The 16,531-nt window shown below is 73.9% G+C and carries 17 protein-coding genes; 1 reads left to right on the top strand and 16 read right to left on the bottom strand.

Translation table 11 applies throughout. The features are described from left to right. Nucleotides 1-30: 30 nt before the first annotated feature. The 8 genes from IF73_RS0109710 to fmt form a co-directional block, all read right to left on the bottom strand. A complete protein-coding gene (locus IF73_RS0109710; RefSeq protein WP_199806629.1) occupies nt 31-1,473 on the bottom strand; it encodes a GuaB1 family IMP dehydrogenase-related protein in 1,443 nt (480 codons plus the stop codon). Between the two features lie 65 nt (nt 1,474-1,538). Continuing rightward, a complete protein-coding gene (locus IF73_RS0109705; protein ID WP_051716639.1) occupies nt 1,539-1,907 on the bottom strand; it encodes a barstar family protein in 369 nt (122 codons plus the stop codon). Next, a complete protein-coding gene (locus IF73_RS0109700; RefSeq protein WP_031005608.1) occupies nt 1,894-2,325 on the bottom strand; it encodes a ribonuclease domain-containing protein in 432 nt (143 codons plus the stop codon). Before IF73_RS0109700 ends, IF73_RS0109705 begins: the two co-directional genes overlap by 14 nt. 105 nt (nt 2,326-2,430) lie before the next feature. Continuing rightward, on the bottom strand, nt 2,431-3,489 hold the full coding sequence (locus tag IF73_RS0109695) for a sugar-binding transcriptional regulator (protein WP_078867995.1): 1,059 nt from the start codon (nt 3,487-3,489) through the stop codon (nt 2,431-2,433). Nucleotides 3,490-3,610: 121 nt separating this feature from the next. After that, the gene (rpe, locus tag IF73_RS0109690) at nt 3,611-4,294 is read right to left on the bottom strand and encodes a ribulose-phosphate 3-epimerase (protein ID WP_031005604.1); all 684 of its coding nucleotides are present in this window, start codon (nt 4,292-4,294) and stop codon (nt 3,611-3,613) included. Between the two features lie 96 nt (nt 4,295-4,390). After that, nucleotides 4,391-5,803: an RsmB/NOP family class I SAM-dependent RNA methyltransferase gene (locus IF73_RS0109685; RefSeq protein ID WP_031005602.1), complete on the bottom strand. Its 1,413-nt coding sequence runs from the start codon at nt 5,801-5,803 to the stop codon at nt 4,391-4,393. A 58-nt stretch (nt 5,804-5,861) separates the two neighbouring features. Beyond that, entirely contained in the window at nt 5,862-6,224 is a 363-nt protein-coding gene (locus tag IF73_RS0109680) for a hypothetical protein (RefSeq protein WP_063833414.1), read from the bottom strand. Then, complete coding sequence (fmt, locus tag IF73_RS0109675) at nt 6,221-7,153, bottom strand: methionyl-tRNA formyltransferase (RefSeq protein ID WP_031005599.1); 933 nt, start codon at nt 7,151-7,153, stop codon at nt 6,221-6,223. The genes IF73_RS0109680 and fmt overlap by 4 nt, the downstream gene beginning before the upstream one ends. A gap of 223 nt (nt 7,154-7,376) precedes the next feature. On the opposite strand from fmt, the gene IF73_RS0109670 reads away from it, so the two are divergent. Beyond that, nucleotides 7,377-7,892 carry a hypothetical protein gene (locus IF73_RS0109670; RefSeq protein ID WP_031005597.1) on the top strand — a complete coding sequence of 172 codons (516 nt, stop codon included), beginning with the start codon at nt 7,377-7,379 and terminating at the stop codon, nt 7,890-7,892. Between the two features lie 103 nt (nt 7,893-7,995). Here the strand turns inward: IF73_RS0109670 and IF73_RS0109665 are convergent, their stop codons facing one another. The 8 genes from IF73_RS0109665 to IF73_RS0109630 all read right to left on the bottom strand — a co-directional run bounded on the left by IF73_RS0109665 (nt 7,996) and on the right by IF73_RS0109630 (nt 16,529). Continuing rightward, on the bottom strand, nt 7,996-10,125 hold the full coding sequence (locus tag IF73_RS0109665; protein WP_031005595.1) for a primosomal protein N': 2,130 nt from the start codon (nt 10,123-10,125) through the stop codon (nt 7,996-7,998). 96 nt (nt 10,126-10,221) lie between these two features. Further along, on the bottom strand, nt 10,222-11,430 hold the full coding sequence (metK, locus tag IF73_RS0109660; RefSeq protein WP_031005593.1) for a methionine adenosyltransferase: 1,209 nt from the start codon (nt 11,428-11,430) through the stop codon (nt 10,222-10,224). A gap of 264 nt (nt 11,431-11,694) precedes the next feature. Further along, on the bottom strand, nt 11,695-12,960 hold the full coding sequence (coaBC, locus tag IF73_RS0109655; RefSeq protein WP_051716638.1) for a bifunctional phosphopantothenoylcysteine decarboxylase/phosphopantothenate--cysteine ligase CoaBC: 1,266 nt from the start codon (nt 12,958-12,960) through the stop codon (nt 11,695-11,697). 56 nt (nt 12,961-13,016) lie between these two features. Beyond that, nucleotides 13,017-13,289 carry a DNA-directed RNA polymerase subunit omega gene (rpoZ, locus tag IF73_RS0109650; protein ID WP_030493615.1) on the bottom strand — a complete coding sequence of 91 codons (273 nt, stop codon included), beginning with the start codon at nt 13,287-13,289 and terminating at the stop codon, nt 13,017-13,019. Nucleotides 13,290-13,317: 28 nt separating this feature from the next. Beyond that, nucleotides 13,318-13,881: a guanylate kinase gene (gene gmk / locus IF73_RS0109645; protein WP_031005589.1), complete on the bottom strand. Its 564-nt coding sequence runs from the start codon at nt 13,879-13,881 to the stop codon at nt 13,318-13,320. 73 nt (nt 13,882-13,954) lie between these two features. Beyond that, nucleotides 13,955-14,278, bottom strand: a complete 324-nt coding sequence (locus tag IF73_RS0109640) for an integration host factor (RefSeq protein ID WP_030493613.1) — start codon at nt 14,276-14,278, stop codon at nt 13,955-13,957. A 308-nt stretch (nt 14,279-14,586) separates the two neighbouring features. Further along, complete coding sequence (pyrF, locus tag IF73_RS0109635; RefSeq protein ID WP_031005587.1) at nt 14,587-15,423, bottom strand: orotidine-5'-phosphate decarboxylase; 837 nt, start codon at nt 15,421-15,423, stop codon at nt 14,587-14,589. Then, nucleotides 15,420-16,529: a quinone-dependent dihydroorotate dehydrogenase gene (locus IF73_RS0109630; protein ID WP_031005585.1), complete on the bottom strand. Its 1,110-nt coding sequence runs from the start codon at nt 16,527-16,529 to the stop codon at nt 15,420-15,422. The genes pyrF and IF73_RS0109630 overlap by 4 nt, the downstream gene beginning before the upstream one ends. Nucleotides 16,530-16,531: the final 2 nt, after the last annotated feature.

Raw genomic sequence — 16,531 nt, 5'->3', positions numbered from 1 at the left:
TCCCGGGGCCCCGGCCGTCACGGGGAGGCGTCAGCTCCAGCTGGCGTGGAGCGGCTTGCCCTCGGCGTAACCGGCGGCGGACTGGATGCCGACGACCGCCTTCTCCTCGAACTCGGCGAGCGACCCGGCACCGGCGTAGGTGCAGGAGGACCGCACACCGGCGATGATCGAGTCGATCAGGTCCTCGACGCCCGGACGCTGCGGGTCGAGGAACATCCGCGAGGTGGAGATGCCCTCCTCGAACAGCGCCTTGCGGGCCCGGTCGTAGGACGACTCTTCGGAGGTCCGGTTGCGCACCGCGCGGGCGGACGCCATGCCGAAGGACTCCTTGTAGGCGCGGCCCTGCGCGTCGTGCTGGAGGTCGCCGGGGGACTCGTACGTCCCGGCGAACCAGGAGCCGATCATCACGTTGGACGCGCCGGCGGCGAGCGCCATGGCGACGTCGCGCGGGTGCCGGACGCCGCCGTCGGCCCAGACGTGCTTGCCGTACTTCTTCGCCTCGGCGGCGCACTCCAGGACGGCCGAGAACTGCGGGCGGCCGACACCGGTCATCATGCGGGTGGTGCACATGGCGCCGGGGCCCACACCGACCTTGATGATGTCGGCGCCGGCCTCGATGAGGTCCCTGACGCCCTCGGCGGCGACGATGTTGCCGGCGACGATCGGGACCTGCGGGTCGAGCGCCCGGACGGTCCTGATCGCGGAGATCATCGACTCCTGGTGCCCGTGGGCGGTGTCGATGACGAGGGTGTCGACGCCCGCGTCGAGGAGCTGCTTGGCCTTGCCGGCCACGTCGCCGTTGATGCCGACGGCGGCGGCGATGCGCAGCTTGCCGTCGGCGTCCACGGCCGGGGTGTACAGGGTGGCGCGCAGGGCGCCCTTGCGGGTGAGGATGCCGGCCAGCCGGCCGTCCGCGTCCACGGCGGGGGCGTAGCGGCGGTTGGCGGCGTCGAGGGTGGTGAACGCCTCGCGGGGGTCGATGTCCGCGTCCAGCAGGAGGAGGTCCTTGGACATGACCTCGGAGAGCTGGGTGAAGCGGTCGACGCCGGTGAGGTCGGCGTCGGTGACGACGCCGACGGGGCGGCGGTCCTCGTCGACGACGACGCCGGCCTCGTGCGCCCGCTTGGGGAGCAGGGCGAGGGCGTCCGCGACGGTCTGGTGCGGCTCCAGCACGATCGGGGTGTCGAGGACCAGGTGGCGGCCCTTGACCCAGGAGATGACCTCGGTGACGACCTCGATCGGGATGTCCTGGGGGATGACGACGAGGCCGCCCCGGCGGGCGACGGTCTCGGCCATGCGGCGGCCGGCGATCGCGGTCATGTTGGCGACGACCAGCGGGATCGTCGTACCGGTGCCGTCGGGGGCGGAGAGGTCGACGGCCTGACGGGAGCCGACGGCCGACCGGCTCGGCACCATGAACACATCGTCGTACGTGAGGTCGTACGGCGGCTTGACGTCATTGAGGAAACGCACGTGCTGACATCCCAGTCGTTCGGATCGGCCCCTAGGCATTTCAGCCAGGGGAAAAAGCACGTAGTTCATTCTCCCACGTCAGGGGCGTGGGATGCCGCGGGCGGATCGTCCGAGCCTTGCGTGGGGGTACTTGTGCGATCCTCCCAACCCCCGAGTGCGAGGAGGACCGCGAGGCCCTGACGGCTGGTGCGGGCCGCCGCGGAGAAGACCTCCTGCGCGATGGCCCAGTCGTCCGGTTCGGCCTCGGCATAAGCCTGCCAGCCGGTCACCACGATCGCCATGGGTTCGCGCATATCGGCGAGGCGGTCGGCGAGGGCGTCCCAGTTGCGGCCGAACCAGACCGGCAGCGGGAGGGTGCGTACACAGCGGTTCATGAAGGCCGTCTTGTCGGTGACCCCGTGCAGGTCGAGGACGACGGCGTCATCGAGTCCCATCCGCGACCACCTCCCGGAAGCTCGCGTAGTGGTCGTCCGTGTAGTACGTCTCCCCCTCCTGACCGGTGACGATGCGGCGGGCGCCGCGGTCGCGTTCGCCGGGGGTGCGGACGGTGTACTCGTGGTAGTAGCCGCGCTTCCGCCGCGGCAGGATCCGCTCGAAGTTGGAGAAGACGGCGCCGTCCCGGGCGTACGGGTAGGGGCCGCCGGCGCGGATCAGGGCGAGCGTGTGCCGGGCCTCCGGCGGCAGCTCCGCCTCGCGGACGGTGGGCAGCCCCGAGGCGCGCGAGGCGGTGGCGGTGACGGAGGGGGCGGCGGCGGTGGCGGTGGACGTGCCCGTCCCGGCGGAACAGCCGGTGAGCAGCAGCGACAGCCCGGCCAGGAGGGCGAGCGCCGGCCGGACGCAGCGAGCGATCATGCCCCGATGCTGTCACCGGCCGCGCGGCGCCGCCCGGGGACGCGCCCGGACGGCCGGAGGGCACCGGCCGCGGGTGCGGCCGGTGCCCTCCGGGCGGTCGTGCGGTCAGCGGCCGCCGGCAGTGGTGTCCGGGTCGGCGCGCTCCAGGGCCGGGCGCGGGCCCGGGCTGGACGCGGTGAGCAGGTAGTCGGCCGCCGAGCGGTCGGTGACCAGGCTGGTGACGAGGCCGGAGCGGAGCACCGCGCCGATCGCCGCCGCCTTGCGCTGGCCGCCCGCGATGGCGACGACCTCGGGGATCCGGCGCAGCCGGTCCGCCTCGACGGTGATGCACCGCTCGCCCAGGTCGCGGCCGACCCGGCGGCCCTCGGCGTCGAAGAGGTGCGCGGACATCTCGGCGGCCACGCCCAGGGAGGCGTAGTGGGCGCGCTCCTCCTCGGAGAGCATGTCGTGGACGGTGGAGATGCCGGGCTCCCAGGAGCCGATGGAGACGCAGGCGACGGTGACCTTGTCGAAGTACTCGAAGGCCCGGGCGATGCCGGTCTGGCTGCGCAGCGCGGCGGCGGTCGCCGGGTCCGGCAGCAGCATGGGCGCGTAGATGGGGTGGGCCTCGCCGCCGGAGACCTGGGCGGCGCGCCGGACCGCCTCGACCGAGCCGCGCTCGGCGGTCCCGGCGTCGTACACGCCGGTGAGCTGGACCACCGTGCACGGGGGCAGCCGGTCGAGGGCGGCCGCCATGTGGATGGTCGAGCGGCCCCAGGCCAGGCCGAGGACGTCGCCCTCGGTGACCAGCTCGCCGAGCAGGTCGGCGGCGACCTCGCCCAGGTTCTCGGGGTCGGGCGACTCGTCGTCCTCCGCCGGGGACTCCACCACGACGGCGTGGCGGAGCCCGTAACGGGCGCGCAGCGCGTCGGAGCGTTCGGCGTCCAGCTCGGCCGGTACCCGGATCTCGATGCGCACGAGATCCCGCTCCAGAGCGGTCTCCAGGACCCGGGCCACCTTGAAGCGGCTCACGCCGAACTCCTCGGCGATCTGGATCTTGGACTTCCCCTCCAGGTAGAAGCGACGGGCCATGGCCGCCGCCTGCACCAGCTCCGCGGGGCCCATCCGCAGGGCTGACCGTCCCGCCGACATTCCCGCCACCGCGATCTCCTCACTGCTGTTCACGCACCGCTGTCCACGATCCGTGTTCGTTCACACTCTGGACCCGCTGTTCATCCTGTCAGAAACCGCGGGCCTTGATCAGTCCTGTCGGCGGCCCGTCGGACCGCGTTCACCGGCCGGAGGCTCAGTGGCCACACGCCCAGGCGGCACCGGCCGTCGCCGCGTCCGCCTTGGCCCGCAGCGCGGCCACCGCGGCGGCCGGGTCGGCCGCCCCGTAGACCGCCGAGCCGGCCACGAAGACGTCGGCGCCCGCCTCGGCGCAGCGCTCGATGGTCGCCTCGGAGACGCCGCCGTCGACCTGGAGCCACAGCTCCAGGCCGTGCTTGGCGATCAGCTCACGGGTGCGGCGGATCTTGGGCAGCATGATGTCGAGGAACGCCTGGCCGCCGAAGCCGGGCTCCACGGTCATGATGAGCAGCATGTCGAGCTCGGGGAGCAGGTCCTCGAAGGGCTCGACGGGGGTGGCCGGCTTGAGCGCCATGGACGCCCGGGCGCCCTTGGCGCGGATCTCCCGGGCGAGCCGGACCGGCGCGGCGGCGGCCTCCACGTGGAAGGTGACCGAGCCCGCACCGGCCTCCACGTACTGCGGCGCCCAGCGGTCCGGGTCCTCGATCATCAGATGGCAGTCGAGGGGGATGTCGGTCGCCCGGCTCAGCGACTCGACGATCGGCACGCCCAGCGTCAGGTTGGGCACGAAGTGGTTGTCCATGACGTCGACGTGCAGCCAGTCGGCGCCGTCGACGGCCTTGGCCTCGTCCGCGAGGCGGGCGAAGTCTGCGGAGAGGATGCTGGGATTGATCTGCGCCATGTGCCAAGCCTGCCACGTTCTCGGGGACTTCTACGCCGCGGACCGGTACGCGGTCGTTCCGGCACCGGACGTACTGGTACGGACCAGTGGAAACCGTCAGGCGGTCCGGCGGATCAGCGCCAGGTACATGGCGTCCGTACCGTGCAGATGCGGCCACAGCTGGACGTCGGGACCGTCTCCGAGGTCGTCCACGCCGGGGAAGTACGGGCGGGCGTCGATCAGCTCGCCGCCGCCGAGCCTCTTGAGGACGTCGTCGACGACGACCCGGGTCTCGGCGAGGTGCGGCGAGCAGGTCGCGTACCCGACGACCCCGCCGACCCGGACCGCCTTCAGCGCCTCGGTGAGCAGCCCGCGCTGGAGCGGGCCGAAGCCGTCCAGGTCCTCGGGGCGGCGGCGCCAGCGGGCCTCGGGGCGGCGGCGCAGGGCGCCGAGTCCGGAGCAGGGCACGTCGACCAGGACGCGGTCGAAGGAGCCCTCGCGCCACGGCGGGCGGGTGCCGTCGGCGGCGATGACCTGGTACGGGCCGGGGTTGCCGGCCAGCGCGCGCTCCACGAGCCGGGCGCGGTGCGGCTGCTTCTCGGAGGCGAGCAGGGCGGCGCCGCGCTCGGCGGCCAGCGCGCCGAGCAGGGCGGCCTTGCCGCCGGGGCCCGCGCAGCCGTCGAGCCAGCGGGTGTCGGGGCCGTCGAGCGGCGCGTTCGCCAGCGCGATGGCGACGAGCTGGCTGCCCTCGTCCTGGACGCCGGCCCGGCCGTCCCGGACCGCCTCGATGGCGCCGGGCTCGCCGCCGTCGGTGAGCCGCAGGGCGTACGGCGACCAGCGCCCCGGCTCGGTCTCGGCGGCCCCGGCCAGCTCCTCGACGGTGGACCGGCCGGGCCGGGCGACGAGGGTGACCTCGGGCCGCTCGTTGTCGGCCTCCAGGAGCGCCTCGATGCCGGCGCGGCCGCCGCCGAGCGCGTCCCAGAGCGCGGAGACCACCCAGCGGGGGTGGGAGTGCATGACGGCGAGGTGGTCCTCGGCGTCCTTCTCGTACGGCGGGGCGACCTCGGCCAGCCAGCCGTCGAGGTCCTGCCGCGCGATCTTCCGCAGCACGGCGTTGACGAACTTGGCCCGCCCGTCGCCGAGGACCACGCGGGCCAGCTCTACGGTGGCGGAGACGGCGGCGTGCGGCGGGATCCGGGTGCCGAGCAGCTGGTGCGCGCCGAGCGACAGCACGTCGAGCACCGGCGGGTCGACCTCGCGCAGCGGCCGGTCGACGCAGGCCGCGATGATCGCGTCGTACGTGCCCTGGCGCCGCAGCGTCCCGTAGACCAGCTCGGTCGCGAGCGCCGCGTCCCGGGCCTCGAAGCCCTCCTTCTCACGCGCCTTGCGCAGCAGCGGGGGCAGCACGAGGTTGGCGTAGGCGTCCCGCTCGTCGACCGCCCGCAGCACCTCGAAGGCGAGCATCCGCACGGGGTCCTTCTTGGGCCGGCGGTGGGGCTTGGGGGGACGGCGACGTGCCTGCTCGCTCAAAGGTGCTCCGCGTGACGAAATGAGGGGTCGAACCCGTCCAGCCTACGTCCGCCCGCCCCTACCGGGGAAAACGCCCCCGCCGCACCGCCCACGCCTCGGCGGCGATCAGGCAGGCGACGGGCGCGGTGCCGCCGCCGTCCGCGTCGAAGGCCAGGAGCACGGGCGGCTCCTCGCCGACCGTCCGGACGGCCTCGGCCCACTCCTCCGCCGTGGGCTCGCGGAAGACGGGGTCCATGAAGGCCGTCGGGCACCGGACATAGAGCACGTCCGTCAGCTCCACCTCCAGCTCGTGGTGGTACGTGAGGTCGGCCCCGGCGGCCAGGGTGAGCCGGCTGCCGTCGTACCGGCGGATCTCCCAGGCGTCCCAAGGGCCGTCGGGGAGCAGCGGCGGGGGCACGCGCCCGGCCGGCGACGAGGTCACGCGCCCAGGCGCTCGCCCGGGGTGATGCGGACGCCGCGGGCCCAGTCGGCGGCCTTCATGGGCTTCTTGCCCTGCGGCTGGACCCAGAGCAGCTCGACGGCGTACGAGCCGGTGCCCGCGAACACGTTGTTCTTGCCGGCCGCCAGCTCGCCGGGGGCGAGGTCGTCGCGGCCGGGGACGGGGGCGGCCTGGATCAGCTTCAGGCGCTCGCCGCGGAAGAGGGTCCAGGCGCCGGGGGCCGGGGTGCAGCCGCGGATCACCCGGTCGACGCGGAGCGCGGGGGCGGCGAAGTCGACGTGGGCGTCCTCGACCTCGATCTTCGGGGCGAGGGTGATGCCGTCGGCGGGCTGCGGGACGGCCTTGAGCGTGCCGTCCTCGATGCCGTCCATGGTGGCCGAGAGCAGCCCCGCGCCCGCGAAGGCGAGCCGGGTGAGGAGGTCGCCGCTGGTGTCGGTGGCCCGGATCTCCTCGGTGATCACGCCGTAGACGGGGCCGGAGTCGAGGCCCTTCTCGATCTGGAAGGTGCTCGCCCCGGTCACCTCGTCGCCCGCCATCAGCGCGTGCTGCACGGGCGCCGCGCCGCGCCAGGCCGGGAGCAGCGAGAAGTGCAGGTTGACCCAGCCGTGCGCCGGGATCTCGAGGGCCTTCTGCGGCAGCAGCGCGCCGTAGGCGACGACCGGGCAGCAGTCCGGGGCGATCTCGCGCAGCCGGGCGAGGAAGTCCTCGTCGCGCGGGTGGGCGGGCCGCAGGATCTCGATGCCCTCCTCCTCGGCCCGCTGCGCGACCGGGCTGGCGACGAGACGGCGGCCGCGGCCCGCGGGCGCGTCCGGCCGGGTGACCACGGCGGCGACCTCGTGGCGGCCGGAGGCGAGCAGGGCGTCCAGGGCGGGGACGGCGACCTCGGGGGTGCCTGCGAAGACCAGCTTCATGGGTGGCGACTGCCTGTCTGTCCGGGGGCGTTGCGGGCGACGCACCAGTCTAGGCGTCCGGCCGGGAGGGGGCGTACGCGGCGGCGAGCGCCCCGCGCATATGCGTGTACGCCCCCGCAGCGTGACCCAACTCCCGGTGGCGCGTTGGTCAAGAGAGATTGACCGTACAGGGCCGCCGTCTCCCCGCGGCGGGCCCTCCATCGCCGGTTCGAGAGGCTTTCACATGGCCGACCACGCAACCCACGACGCCCAAGCCCGGGCGAGCCTGCATCTGTTGGTGCGGGACATCGAGCGGGTCCGGCGGCAGGTGGACGCACTGCGCACGCTCACGGCCCAGCTGGGCAATGTCTACCGCCCTCGCCGCTCCGGCCCGTCCACGGGCTTCGTCGTCTACGGCCGCGCGCCCGCCCCCACCGTACGGCTCGCCCAGGAGCTCCGCGACAGCGTCGAGACCCTGGTGACCGCCGCCGTCGAGTTCGACCGCTCCCTCGGCTTCTCCTGGGACGCCGTGGGCTCCGCGCTCGGCGTCACCAAGCAGGCCGTCCACCGCCGTTACGGTGCCCGCCGGGCGCCCCAGCAGCCGGTGGTGGAGCCGGAGCGCGGCGCCGAGCCGGGCGTGACCCGCACGCTTCCCTCGGTGCCGGCCGCCCGCTCGATGCCGCCGCAGCCCACCTCGGGGAGCGCCACCCTCCGCGACGAGCCCCGCTCGCCCGCCTTCCCCAGCCCGCGCAACGGCTGACCTCGCGGAGCCGACGACCGGCCGCCTCCCCCTGGCCGAAGGGGGCGGCGGCCGTCGTCGTGTCCGCTGCCGGGTGCCGGGTGTCCGGCGCTCCTCCGGGACGTCAGCCGATGTCCGGCGGGTCGACCCTGATCCGGACGGTGTCGCCGGTGCCGCGGGCCTGGCGGCTCGCCCGGGCGTGCTTGAGGGCCTGCGCGAGGGCCGCGCCGCTGCCCGGCGGCACCCGGACCAGGGCGCGGTCCCACTGCTCGCCGGGCGGCGGGTCGCCGGGCCGGCGGGCGGACCCGGGGCGGACGACCGGCAGCGGCACCGGCCCCAGGATCTCCGCGTCCATCGGCAGCGCGGCGGCCGCCAGGAAGGTCTCCACCGACTCGGGCGGGCCGCTCACCGCGGCCATCCGGGAGACCGGCGGGAAGCCCAGCTCGGCGCGCTCGGCCAGCTCCCGCTGGGCGTGCCCGACCGGGTCCCAGCGGACGAGGGCCTGCACGGGCCGCAGCGTGGGCTCGGCGACCACCACCACGGTGCCGCCCTCCTCCTGCCCCCGGACCAGCGAGGCCGCGTCCATCCAGCGGCGCAGCGCCTCCTCGCCGGCCCGCAGGTCGGGGCGGCCGAGCAGCGCCCAGCCGTCGAGCAGCAGGGCCGCCGCGTAGCCGCCGTCGGCGACCGGTTCGGCGCCGGGGGTGGAGACGACCAGGGCGGGGCGGTCCGGGACCCGGTCCAGGACGTGGTCGCGTCCGGAGGTCCGTACGGGCACGGCGGGGAAGGCCCGGCCGAGCTCCTCCGCGGTCCGCCGGGCGCCGACCACCTGCGCGCGCAGCCGGGTCGAGCCGCACGCCTCGCAGTGCCAGGCGGGGGCCTCGCGCCCGCACCAGCCGCAGTGCAGCTCGCGCTGGTCGGGCGCCTCCAGCGGTCCGGCGCAGTGGCGGCAGCGGGCGGGCGTCCGGCACTGCTGGCAGGCGAGCCGGGGCACGTACCCCCGGCGGGGCACCTGGATCAGCACCGGGCCGGTGCGCAGCCCGTCCCGGAGGGTCTCCCAGGCGAGCGACGGCAGCCGGGCGGCCCGGGCGGCCCCGTCCCGGGCGAGGAGGTCGTCGCCGACGGTACGGACGAGGGGCGCGGCCCTGCGGACCTGGTCGCGGCTTGCGGCGAGCGGCCGGGCCCAGCCGGACTCGACGAGCTGCGCGGCCTCCACGGTGCAGCCGGTGGAGCCGAGGAGGAAGGCGCACCGGTCGTGGGCGGCGCGCAGCAGCAGCACCTCGCGGGCGTGCGGCTGGGGGGCATGCGGGTCGCTGTGGCTGCCGTCGCCGTCGTCCCAGATGACGACGAGGCCCAGGTCCTCGACCGGCGCGAACATCGCGGCCCGGGTGCCGACGACGGCCCGCACGGAGCCGCGCCGCACGGCGAGCCACTGCCCGTACCGCTTCTCCGGCCCGGCCTCGGCGGTGAGCACCGCGTGCCGCCCCTCCCCCAGGACGGCGGTGAGCGCCGCGTCGACCCGGCCGACGGCCCGCCCGTCGGGCACGACGACGAGCGCGCCGCGTCCGGAGGCGAGGGTGGCGGCCACCGCGCGGGCGATCTCCTCGGCCCAGTACGGCCCCGGCAGCGCCGTCCAGACCGCCCGCGGCGTCCCGCCGCGGGCCAGCGACTCCAGGAACGCCGCCCCCTGCTCGTACCGCCCCCAGCTGCCCGCGGCGGGCGGCGGGGGCGGCGGCAGCGGCGCGGGCGAGGAGCGGCGCTCGGCGGCGGCGCTGCGCGGCGGCACGGCGAGCTGGAGCACGTCGGCGAGGCTCCCCGCGTACCGGTCGGCGACGGCCCGCGCGAGACCGAGCAGCTCGGGCCCGAGCACGGGCTCGGGCGACACCACGTCGGCGAGCGCGGCCAGCGGTCCGGAGTAGTCGGAGACGGCCCGCCGCTCGACGAGGAACCCGTCGATCAGCCGCCCGCCCTCCCGCCGCCCGCCCCGCACCTGCCCGGCCCCGGCCCCGAACCGCACCCGCACCCGCACCCCGGGCCGGGCGACCTCGTCGAGCTCCTCGGGCACCGCATAGTCGAAGAACTGGTCGAGATGGAGCGCCCCCTTGTTCACCACCACCCGCGCGACCGGCAGCTCCTTGGCGAGCGCGGCATCCCGCCAGGTCCGCGGCTTGGCCCGCGGCACCTTCGCCCTCCGCACGGTCTCCCGGATGAGCGCGAGCTGCTCGGGCCCCTCGGGATTCTCCTTCTCGCTGCTCACAGCCCCATACCTACCAGACCGCTCGGACAACGGGGGAAGGCCGAGGCCCGGCACCCCGTGACGGGGTGCCGGGCCTCGGCGGTGTTCCGGTGCGCCTTACAGACCGGCGGCCTTCTTCAGGGCGTCGACGCGGTCGGTGCGCTCCCAGGTGAAGTCCGGCAGCTCGCGGCCGAAGTGGCCGTAGGCGGCGGTCTGGGAGTAGATCGGGCGGAGCAGGTCGAGGTCGCGGATGATCGCGGCCGGGCGGAGGTCGAAGACCTCGCCGATGGCGTTCTCGATCTTCTCGGTCTCCACCGTGTTGGTGCCGAAGGTCTCGACGAAGAGGCCGACGGGCTCGGCCTTGCCGATCGCGTACGCGACCTGGACCTCGCAGCGGGAGGCGAGGCCCGCGGCGACCACGTTCTTGGCGACCCAGCGCATGGCGTAGGCGGCCGAGCGGTCCACCTTGGACGGGTCCTTGCCGGAGAAGGCACCGCCGCCGTGGCGGGCCATGCCGCCGTACGTGTCGATGATGATCTTGCGGCCGGTGAGGCCGGCGTCGCCCATCGGGCCGCCGATCTCGAAGCGGCCGGTCGGGTTGACCAGCAGGCGGTAGCCGTCGGTGTCGAGCTTGATGCCGTCCTCGACGAGCTGCTTCAGGACGTGCTCGACGACGAACTCGCGGATGTCGGGCGCGAGCAGCGAGTCGAGGTCGATGTCCGAGGCGTGCTGCGAGGAGACGACGACCGTGTCGAGGCGGACGGCCTTGTCGCCGTCGTACTCGATGGTGACCTGGGTCTTGCCGTCGGGGCGCAGGTACGGGATGGTCCCGTTCTTGCGGACCTCGGTGAGGCGGCGGGAGAGCCGGTGCGCGAGGTGGATCGGCAGCGGCATCAGCTCGGGGGTCTCGTCCGAGGCGTAGCCGAACATCAGGCCCTGGTCGCCGGCGCCCTGCTTGTCGAGCTCGTCCTCGTCGCCCTCGACCCGCTGCTCGTAGGCCGTGTCGACACCCTGCGCGATGTCCGCGGACTGCGACCCGATGGACACCGACACGCCGCAGGAGGCGCCGTCGAAGCCCTTCTTCGAGGAGTCGTACCCGATCTCGAGGATCTTGTTGCGGACGAGGGTGGGGATGTCCGCCCACGCCTTGGTGGTCACCTCGCCGGCGACGTGCACGAGGCCGGTGGTGATCAGCGTCTCGACGGCGACGCGGGAGGTGGGGTCCTCCCGGAGCAGCGCGTCGAGGATGGTGTCGCTGATCTGGTCAGCGATCTTGTCGGGGTGTCCCTCGGTGACGGACTCCGAGGTGAACAGACGACGGGACACAACGCTCCCTGGGGTTGCAGCGGCTGCTGGCTACTCTCTTCGCGGACCGGCAGGGGGCTGCGCCCCGCGACGTTCCACGGACAGTCTATCGGGCCAGGTCGGACCTTGGACCAGGTGTCTCGACTGGCGAATGGCCGGTGGCGGGCCGAACCGGCCACGCACGGGGCCGGAGGGGGCCGCGGGGTGGGGCGCATATCACTCGCGCCCCGGCGTTTCGCGCGCCCCCCGGCCCGGATCGGGTCCGGATCCCGTCCGGATCCTCTGTCAGGTCGTCCGCTCCCGCAGGCGCGGCAGGACGAGGTCCCAGACGGTCTCGGCGAGGGCTTCCTTCGGGCCGTACGGGACCGGGGTCTCGGTGCCGTCGGCGGCGAGGACCACGGCCTCGTTCTCCTCCGAGCCGAAGGTCCTGTGCTCGCCGACCTCGTTGACGACGAGGAGGTCGCAGCCCTTGCGGGCGAGCTTGGCGCGGCCGTTGGCGAGCACGTCGTCGGTCTCGGCGGCGAAGCCGACGACGACCTGGCCGGGCAGGGCGCGGTCGGCGGAGAGCTCGGCGAGGATGTCGGGGTTGCGGACCAGCTCGATGGTCGGCGCTCCCCCGTCGTCCGTCTTCTTGATCTTGCCGGTGGCGTACGTGGCCGGGCGGAAGTCGGCGACGGCGGCGGCCATGACGACCGCGTCGGCGTCGGCGGCGGCCTTGAGGACGGCCTCGCGGAGCTGGACGGCGGTACCGACGTGGACGACGTCGACGCCGGCCGGGTCGGGCAGAGCGGTGTTGGCCTCGACGAGGGTGACCCGGGCGCCGCGCGCGGCGGCGGCCTTGGCGAGGGCGTACCCCTGCTTGCCGGAGGAGCGGTTGCCCAGGTAGCGGACCGGGTCGAGGGGCTCGCGGGTGCCGCCGGCGGAGACCACGACGTGGCGCCCGGCGAGGTCCGGGACGGTGACGCCGCGGGCGAGGACGCTGCGGCAGACGTCGAAGATCTCGCCGGGGTCGGGGAGCCGGCCCTTGCCGGTGTCGACGCCGGTGAGGCGGCCGACGGCGGGCTCGATGACGACGGCGCCGCGGCGGCGGAGGGTGGCCACGTTCTCCTGGGTGGCCGGGTGCTCCCACATCTCGGTGTGCATGGCGGGGGCGAAGACGACCGGACAGCGCGCGGTGAGCAGCGTGTTGGTGAGGAGGTCGTCGGCGAGGCCGTGGGCGGCCTTGGCGAGCATGTCGGCGGTGGCGGGGGCGACCACGACGAGGTCGGCCGCCTGGCCGATGCGGACGTGCGGGACCTCGTGGACGGAGTCCCAGACCTCGGTGGAGACCGGGTTGCCCGAGAGCGCGGACCAGGTGGCGGCGCCGACGAAGTGGAGCGCGGAGTCGGTGGGGACGACGCGGACGTCGTGGCCCGACTCGGTGAGCCGGCGCAGCAGCTCGCACGCCTTGTAGGCGGCGATGCCGCCGCTCACCCCCAGGACGACCTTCGGCTTGGTCACGGTTGTCTCTCCCCACACGGCGGCGTGTTCTCGGCTGGCGGACGGCTCCATGAGACACCACAGGCCCGGCGGAAGGACCGCCGGGCCTGTGGTGACGAACGCAACGCTTACTGAACGGGGCCCTCGACGGCCTCGGAGGTCAGCAGACCCGCGTTGATCTCGCGCAGGGCGATCGAGAGCGGCTTCTCGTGGACGTGGGTGTCGACGAGGGGACCGACGTACTCCAGCAGGCCCTCACCGAGCTGCGAGTAGTACGCGTTGATCTGACGCGCGCGCTTGGCCGCGTAGATCACGAGGCTGTACTTCGAGTCCGTGGCCTCGAGCAGCTCGTCGATCGGCGGGTTGATGATGCCCTCGGGCGCGGTGATGGAAGAGGACACGCTCTACCTTCCGAAGATGGATAAAAGATCAGACTACGTGCATCAACGTTAGCAGCTCACGCGCGACGTCCTCGACGGAGGTGTTGACGAGCGTGGTGTCGAACTCCGACTCGGCGGCGAGCTCGACCTTGGCGGCCGCCAGCCGCCGCTCGATGACCTCGGGCGACTCGGTGCCGCGGCCGGTGAGCCGGCGGACCAGCTCCTCCCAGCTGGGCGGGGCCAGGAAGACCAGCCGGGAGTCGGCCATGGACTCCTTCACCTGGCGTGCGCCCTGGAGTTCGATCTCCAGGAGGACGGGCTCGCCCTTCTCCAGGCGCTCGACGACCGCGCTGCGGGGCGTGCCGTAGCGGTTGCCCGCGAATTCGGCCCACTCGAGGAGCTCACCGTTGGCGATCAGCTTGTCGAACTCGTCGTCCGTGACGAAGAAGTACTGGACGCCGTGCTTCTCGCCGGGGCGGGGCTTTCGTGTCGTGGCCGACACCGAGAGCCAGACCTCGGGGTGGACCTTGCGCATATGAGCGACGACCGTGCTCTTGCCGACCCCTGAGGGGCCGGAGAGCACGGTCAGCCGCGGACGTACTTCTGCTGCCATGCAGCGATTATTCCAGTATCGACGGGGTGCCCGGGACGCATGTCCCGGTACGGCCCCCGGCCCCGGCGCCGGATCAGGCGCCGGCGCCGCCGAACTCGCGCTCCAGGGAGGCGATCTGGTTGGAGCCGAGACCCCGGACACGGCGGCTCTCGGAGATGCCGAGCCGCTCCATGATCTGCTTGGCGCGGACCTTGCCGACGCCGGGAAGGGACTCAAGGAGGGCGGAGACCTTCATCTTGCCGATGACGTCGTTCTCCTGGCCCTGCTTGATGACCTCGTGGAGGGAGGCGCCGGAGTGCTTGAGTCGATTCTTGACCTCGGCCCGCTCCCGGCGAGCCGCGGCGGCCTTTTCGAGCGCGGCTGCGCGCTGTTCAGGGGTAAGGGGCGGAAGAGCCACGCCTACGTCACCTCGGATGTCGATCTGTCGGATACGGACCGGTGAGGGACCTGGTCGACCCACACCAGTGGAGCAACGTCCAACGACGTGACCGTTGGACGTCTGCCCTGCCCCGGAGACTAGCGGGCATGGCCGCTCCAGTCAGCGAGAACAGCGGAAAAGTCCTGGTCAGCCTCGCTCGACCAGGACTTTTCCGGCATATCGACCCGGATTTCTGCCAAGTTTTCGTCAAGTAGAGCCGCGGGCGACCGTCCGGGGCCGCCGTCCGCTCCCACCTGCGGGGATGCCCGGACGGCGGCGGGGACCGGTCAGCCGGCGACGGCCGCCCGGATCTCGTCCGCGTAGCGCGCCGCCGCGTCCCGCAGGGCGGACGCGTCCGGTCCGGCGCGCAGCACGCCCCGGCTCACGTTCGGGACGACGTTGCGGACCGCGGCCCCGAAGACGACCGGGAGGTCGGCCGGGGTGGCGCCCTGGGCGCCGATGCCCGGGGCGAGCAGCGGGCCGTTGATGTCCAGGTCGAAGGAGGAGAGGTCGCCGAGGGTGGCGCCGACGACCGCGCCGAAGGACCCCATGGGGGTCTCCCCCGCGTTCTCCTCGGCGAGGTGGGCGAGCATGGTCGCGCCGATGGTGCGGCCGTCCTCCCGGACCGCCCGCTGGACCTCGGCGCCCTCCGGGTTGGAGGTCAGCGCGAGGACGAAGAGGCCGGCGCCGGACTCGCGGGCCAGGTCGACGGCCGGCTTCAGGGAGCCGTAGCCGAGGTACGGGGAGACCGTGAGGGCGTCGGAGAAGAGCGGGGAGTCCTTCCGGAGGAAGGTCTCCGCGTAGGCGGCCATGGTGGAGCCGATGTCGCCGCGCTTGGCGTCCATGACGACCAGCCCGCCGGCCGCGCGCAGGTCGGCGGTGGCGCGCTCCAGGACGGCGATGCCACGCGAGCCGAAGCGCTCGAAGAAGGCGGCCTGCGGCTTGAAGACCGCGACGGTGTCCGCCAGCGCCTCGACCACGGTGTACGTGAAGCGCTCCAGGCCCGCGACGTCGTCGCCGAGGCCCCAGGAGCCGAGCAGGGAGGCGTGCGGGTCGACGCCGACGCAGAGCGGGCCGCGCTCGTCCATGGCGGAGCGCAGGCGGGTGCCGAAGGAGAGGGTCACTTCACGGCCTTTCGGTGGTCGGCGCCGACGGCTTCGGCGATCGTGGCGTACGGGGAGGCCGCGAGGCGCGCGGCGAGGCCCTTGTGGATGGCGCGGGCGTAGCCGGGGCCCTCGTAGATGAAGGCGCTGTAGCCCTGGATCAGGGTGGCGCCGGCGAGGATGCGCTGCCAGGCGTCCTCGGCGTTCTCGATGCCGCCGACGCCCACCAGGACGATCCGGTCGCCCACGCGCGCGTACAGGCGGCGCAGGACCTCCAGGGAGCGCTCCTTGAGCGGGGCGCCGGAGAGGCCGCCGGTCTCCTGGACGAGGGCCGGGGCGGAGCGCAGGCCGAGGCCCTCGCGGGCGATGGTGGTGTTGGTGGCGATGATGCCGTCCAGGCCGAGCTCGACGGCGAGGTCGGCGACGGCGTCCACGTCCTCGTCGGCGAGGTCGGGGGCGATCTTCACCAGGAGCGGGACGCGACGGTCGGTGACCGTGCGGTCGGCGGCCTCGCGGACGGCGGTGAGCAGCGGGCGCAGCGACTCGGTGGCCTGGAGGTTGCGCAGGCCGGGGGTGTTCGGCGAGGAGACGTTGACGACGAGGTAGTCGGCGTGGGCGGCGAGCCGCTCGGTGGACTTCACGTAGTCGGCGGCGGCGTCGGCCTCCTCGACGACCTTGGTCTTGCCGATGTTGACGCCGACGACGGTCCTGAAGACCGGCACGCGCGCGTGGAGGCGGGCGGCGACGGCGGCGGAGCCCTCGTTGTTGAAGCCCATGCGGTTGATCAGGGCCCGGTCGGGGACGAGGCGGAAGAGCCGCTTCTTCGGGTTGCCGGGCTGGGCCTCGCCGGTGACGGTGCCGATCTCGACGTGGTCGAAGCCGAGCATCGCCATGCCGTCGATGGCGACGGCGTTCTTGTCGAAGCCGGCGGCGAGGCCGAAGGGGCCGTGCATGCGGAGGCCCAGGGCCTCGGTGCGCAGCTCCTTGTACCGGGGCGCGAGGACGGCCGCGACGAAGGTGCGCAGGACGGGGGTGCGGGCCGCGAGCCGGATCCAGCGGAAGGCCAGGTAGTGGGCCTTCTCGGGGTCCATGCGCTGGAAGACGAGCTGGAAGAAGAGCTTGTACATGG

The organism is Streptomyces sp. NRRL F-5727 (assembly GCF_000719555.1).
In the GTDB taxonomy this organism is placed as follows: domain Bacteria; phylum Actinomycetota; class Actinomycetes; order Streptomycetales; family Streptomycetaceae; genus Streptomyces.
The sequence above is the reverse complement of the archived record's forward strand: the minus strand, read 5'-3'. Positions and strand labels throughout refer to the sequence as shown.

What these genes read in the sequence shown, in the direction of transcription:
- IF73_RS0109705 (WP_051716639.1), bottom strand. Translation starts at nt 1,907, where the DNA reads ATGGGACTCGATGACGCCGTCGTCCTCGACCTGCACGGGGTCACCGAC.
- IF73_RS0109700 (WP_031005608.1), bottom strand. Translation starts at nt 2,325, where the DNA reads ATGATCGCTCGCTGCGTCCGGCCGGCGCTCGCCCTCCTGGCCGGGCTG.
- rpe (WP_031005604.1), bottom strand. Translation starts at nt 4,294, where the DNA reads ATGGCGCAGATCAATCCCAGCATCCTCTCCGCAGACTTCGCCCGCCTC.
- fmt (WP_031005599.1), bottom strand. Translation starts at nt 7,153, where the DNA reads ATGAAGCTGGTCTTCGCAGGCACCCCCGAGGTCGCCGTCCCCGCCCTG.
- IF73_RS0109670 (WP_031005597.1), top strand. Translation starts at nt 7,377, where the DNA reads ATGGCCGACCACGCAACCCACGACGCCCAAGCCCGGGCGAGCCTGCAT.
- coaBC (WP_051716638.1), bottom strand. Translation starts at nt 12,960, where the DNA reads ATGGAGCCGTCCGCCAGCCGAGAACACGCCGCCGTGTGGGGAGAGACA.
- gmk (WP_031005589.1), bottom strand. Translation starts at nt 13,881, where the DNA reads ATGGCAGCAGAAGTACGTCCGCGGCTGACCGTGCTCTCCGGCCCCTCA.
- IF73_RS0109630 (WP_031005585.1), bottom strand. Translation starts at nt 16,529, where the DNA reads ATGTACAAGCTCTTCTTCCAGCTCGTCTTCCAGCGCATGGACCCCGAG.